Here is a 4,704-nt window from a genome sequence, read left to right as displayed (position 1 = left end):
CACTCTGACTGCACCCGCTGCTTGGCGCTATCCGCCTCTTCGATGACGGCCAGCAGCGTGGCTTCGTCCTGGGCGTAATCGGGTAAGGCAATGGCCGAGAGATCCAGCGCCAGCCCAAACAGGTCGTCGCTACCACCTTCAGCTAATTGAGGCGCCAAATCGCGGCGCTCCAGCAACTCGGGGGCAATTACCTTGCCTAACTGCTGCTCCCAGCCGGGGCGGTGGTAGCGCAGGTAGTGGCGTAGGCTGCCCTGTTCGGGGTCGCGCTGCTGATAGAGCGCATAGCTGCGCTGCTCGGCACGCTCCAGCTGCTGGCGAAGCTGCACCAGCTGCTGCTCGGCCTCATCCCGGGCGCGGCGGCCGTTTTCAAACTCGCGGCGCAGGCCGTCCAGCGTGGCCGCCGAGGCGTTGCGCTCTTGCTGGGCCTGATCCAGGCGGGCCTGGGCAAGCTCTGCTTCGGAAGCCTCTTCGGCGGTTTGGGTCGAGAGCGAGAGCTGCGCTTTCAGCTCTGCTAGCTGCTCGACGCCGAGTTCCAGCTGCGCCTGATACTCGCCTTCCAGGCGTTGGCGTTCCCGCTGGTAGCGCTCATTGAGCTGCTGCTCGGCTTCCCACTGCTGTTCACGACGCAAGGCTTTCTCTTCCACCAGAGCGTCGATCAGCTCCTGAGCTTCGCCGGTCTGGCGGGCCAGCGCCTCAGACAATTCACGCAGGCGACCATCAAGGCGTGCCTGGCTCTCTTTAACCGCGTCCTGCATCACGTTCAGGTGGGCACGCAGCTGGTCGCGCTGCTCCCGCCACTGGGGCAGCGCATTGATATCGCGCTCCAGGGCAGGCATGTCCGCCTCAGAATAGCGCTCGTACTGGCTTTGCAAATCGTTCAAGCGGCGCTGGGTCTGCTGTAAGTCGCTGACCACTTCGCTGTGGCGGTCGTTCAGCTTATCCCGCGCCTCACTATAGTCGCTCTCCCGCTGCTGGAACTCGCGCTGGTGGCGGGCAAGCTCGGCATCCACATCGGCCATGCGGCGCTCTGCTTTCTGGCGGTCGTCTTCCAACTGGGGTTTTAGTTGCCACAGCGTGGCATCCAGGTCGGCGAGTTCACGGTCGATACCGGCGAGCCGGGCCAGCGAGGCCTGCAGCGGTTCCAGGCGCATGGATTGGCGCATCTGGGCAATCCACTCCCGCGCCTTGGTGTTGCGAATCCGCGTCACCGGCAGCTCAACGCCATCCTCTTCGAAAATCGCCGCCAGCATGGTTTTGAGGGTATCCATCTTGCCCTCTTTGGCATGCACCGCCGAGACCAGCTTTTCGATATGGCGGATGCGCCGCTCGGGTTTGACCAGGCTGAACTGCGCCGCGATCTGGCGCAGCTTGAGGCCGTCGCGGCTGTTGCCGTGTAGCTGGGTAAAGTCGTTCTGAATCACCGAGCGGAATTCAGATGTCGCGCCCAGCTTGGGCGACACCGGCGTACCGCTGCGCCGCAGGCCACTGGCCCACTGGGTATAGTCCAGCGCCGCCACGCCCGCATCGCTCTCCACCAGATAGTCTTCCGGCTGGTAGGGCGCGCCGACAAAGCGGTACTCCACCCCGCCCTCGGCTTTGCGGGTCAGCACCGCTTGGCAGATGTTGCCCGCTTCGCGGCGGTATTCGTAAACCAGGTAGCTGTTGCGATTAGGCAGGTAAAACGCATCAAACTTCATGCGCGTTTTGGGCACTACTTTATTGGGTAGCTCGCCGTAAAACACCGGCACCAGCCGTTGAAGCGTGGTCTTCCCGGAGGCGTTGGTGCCGCAAATATTGGTGTGACCGTCCACACTGAGTTCGACCACGCCTTCCAGGTGGCCGTGAATCATCACGATGCGTAGCAGGTGGGCCATGCCGTGTCCTTTCGATGACTATTTCAATGGCTATCCGGATCGTTTTGCTGATCGCTGAAAGAGGCTATATTGCCAGACACAGACCAAAGCGGCATCTTCTGGCGTCGCTGGATGACCTGAACATTTCGTTTGTGTTTATCCGTTGGCCCGAATTTAAAACTTAGTTTTAAACTCCAGTGCCATGGCATTCTCTTTCTGCATTCTTTCTGCATTTCGCGTACTTTCGTTTTTTGCAGAAAGAAATAAATAGCTGATTTTTATATAATAAAATTTATTTTCCTACTGTTTTTCATTCTGCAAGCTTCCATTCTGGCTTACCTCTCGAACCCGTATTAAGAATGCGCTTCCGCCGCCTCAGCTTGGTCAAAAGGTTGCCGATTTTGCGCTGCTTTTGTTCAGGAGTGAGCGCATCACTGAGCTTGTCGATTAGTAACTTGTCGATCTCTGTGCGATTGGCTTGGCCAAACTGATACAAATAATCGATGACCAGCTTGGCGTAAAACTCATCATCCTGCGCGCGTGTGCGGATATAGTCCGCTTTGCTTGCAGTCGCCTTGGCCACGCTGGCCGAGACATAAAAACGCGGCTTTCGTCCCTCTATTAGGCCAGCGCGCTTTAGGCGAGTTACCGCCTCGTCGGGAATCGGTAACTGCTTCTGAACTCGGTCTAGTGCCAACACATCCGCAAGTGGCAGGTCAGTTTGCTGGATCAGAAGCCGACTGTAGGCTGGATTGACGACACCACCATAGATAGTCAACCTGACCGCTCCCGATTCGCCAAGATCATAATCGGGCATGGGGAGATAACGACGTGCTTGGCGGGCAAACATGTCATGAATGCCGTAGCCCATAGTGTCGATCATGTTCAGCTCGGCCATGGCTTGGGCTAGAAAGGGGTTGCGGTAGCGTCGGGGTATTCGATTGCCTTCCAGATAGTCACCGGGCACACCCTCGTAGAAGCTTCCCTCATTTTCAAACACCAGCCGATCCGGCTGTTCAATTAACACGACCCGTCCATTGCGCATGTAATCCTGATGAGCGATGCAGTTGTGCAGAGCCTCCAGCACAATCTTCTGGTCATACTTCGATACTTCAACAGGCAACAGCTCATCCTGTGGGAGCAGGCGTAACTGGATGTTACGAATGCGCTGATACAATTGCGAAGTGGTTAGCAGAAAAGGCGGAGCAAAGTGCTGGTAGGCACGCTCTATACCCTCCAACTTCCAGGTCATCTGGGCTGGATGAGGCGAGAGATGCCAAGCCGATTCAGCCTTGCCCAGTAGCAACAGCGCGGTTCGCGTAATCTTGCCGTTCTGGGTAATGCGTGCCCGATCAAGGAATGTGGACAAAGGCCAGCCCATTACCTCGTCGCCACTAAAGCGATTGGCGTATTTCTGGGCAAAGGCATCACGGGCCTTGTGCAGCGCAGCCTCGTCCAGGTCGGCTAAGCTGGCAGCTGGAACTAGCTGCGCACTCCAGTCCTGTGCCAGAGTTTGTTGACGAATCTCATCTTGTTTATCCAGTCCCAGGGACCCCAGGCTTTCACCCGCACGGGCGTGATAGTGCCCCTTCCATGCTATGGGAATGCCGCGGGGTGCCGCCGGTATCTCAAATAGCAACACCCTACCGTCTGTATGCTGCAACTCATGGATATTGCGGAAGGTGACACTGGGCTCGGTGGTTTGTGCCACTTGTTGTTTCAGGCTATGCAAGCGCTCAGAGTCTTCGCGGTAGCTGGTTCCCACTACACCACGAGTTTTATTGCTAACGCCAAATACCAGCCAGGCACGCTCCAGCCCACGCAGATTGGCTTCATTGCTGAGGGCCGAGAAGTACTCACCAATCTTGTTGGTAGGGTAATCGTTATCAGCCTGCTTGAATTCCACTACCTCGTTTTCCCAGGTGTGGATTAAGCCCTCAAGCAGCGCATTCAAGGCTGGTTGATCCATGCCGTGTCCTTTCGATGACTATTTCAATGGCTATCCGGATCGTTTTGCTGATCGCTGAAAGAGGCTATCTTGCCAGACACATTGATGGCTTGTCTTACTGATTACTTCTTAGCAAGCAGCCCTTCAAAGAAACTCACCGCATTGGCTTCCAGCCCTTCCAGGTAGTAACCGCCTTCCTGTACCACCAGCGTGGGTACGTCCAGCCCCGCCACCTTACGGCCCAGCTCACCAAACCCTGCGGTTGAAACGGCGACCTTGGCTTGGGGGTCGAGTTCGTAGATATCAAACCCCAGCGCCAGCACGATGGCGTCCGGCTCGAATAGGCGGATGGCCTGGCAGGCTTGCTCCAGGCGGTCAAAGAACACCGGCTCCTGTGATCCATGGGGCATCGGCAGGTTGAGGTTATAGCCCAGCCCGGCGCCCTGCCCGCGCTCGTCTTCAAAGCCGGTTACCGCCGGGTAGAAGTTGGTGGTGTCACCGTGGATCGAGATATACAGCACATCGTCGCGCTGGTAGAAAATTTCCTGAATGCCCTGGCCATGATGCATATCGGGGTCAAGCACCACGATGCGCGGGTAGCGCGTTTTCAAATGCTGCGCGGCAATGGCGGCATTGTTGAGAAAACAGAAGCCACCGGCGGCGTCGATGCCTGCGTGGTGGCCCGGCGGGCGCGATAGTGCATAGGCAAACCGGTCACCGGCGAGCAACGCTTCCGCTCCAGCAATCGCGCTTTGCGCTGACCAGTAAGCCGATTGCCAGGTGTGCTGGCCCACCGGCGCGCTGCCATCGGCCATATAGCGCCCGGCTTCTGCCAATATGCCGCGCAGGGCGTTGGGCGAACGCACAAAGATGTTGGAAATCACTTCCTCTCCCCAGTCTTCT

General features: G+C 57.6%; 3 protein-coding genes. All 3 read right to left on the bottom strand.

The annotated features are described in order from the left end of the window. Positions 1–1,874: ATP-binding protein (locus tag ACTH3D_RS12550; RefSeq protein ID WP_441667464.1), on the bottom strand; the 1,874-nt coding region annotated here is incomplete at its 3' end. 289 nt (positions 1,875–2,163) lie between these two features. Continuing rightward, positions 2,164–3,822, bottom strand: coding sequence for an RNA-binding domain-containing protein (locus ACTH3D_RS12545; protein WP_427029993.1), 1,659 nt, complete (start codon positions 3,820–3,822; stop codon positions 2,164–2,166). A 101-nt stretch (positions 3,823–3,923) separates the two neighbouring features. After that, a partial coding sequence (locus tag ACTH3D_RS12540) for a histone deacetylase family protein (protein ID WP_441667463.1) occupies positions 3,924–4,704 on the bottom strand: 781 nt, incomplete at its 5' end.

Origin of the sequence: Halomonas sp., assembly GCF_052095765.1 — a bacterium.
In the GTDB taxonomy this organism is placed as follows: domain Bacteria; phylum Pseudomonadota; class Gammaproteobacteria; order Pseudomonadales; family Halomonadaceae; genus Halomonas.
Note: the sequence above shows the minus strand (reverse complement) of the source record. Positions and strands in the feature narration are given on the sequence as shown.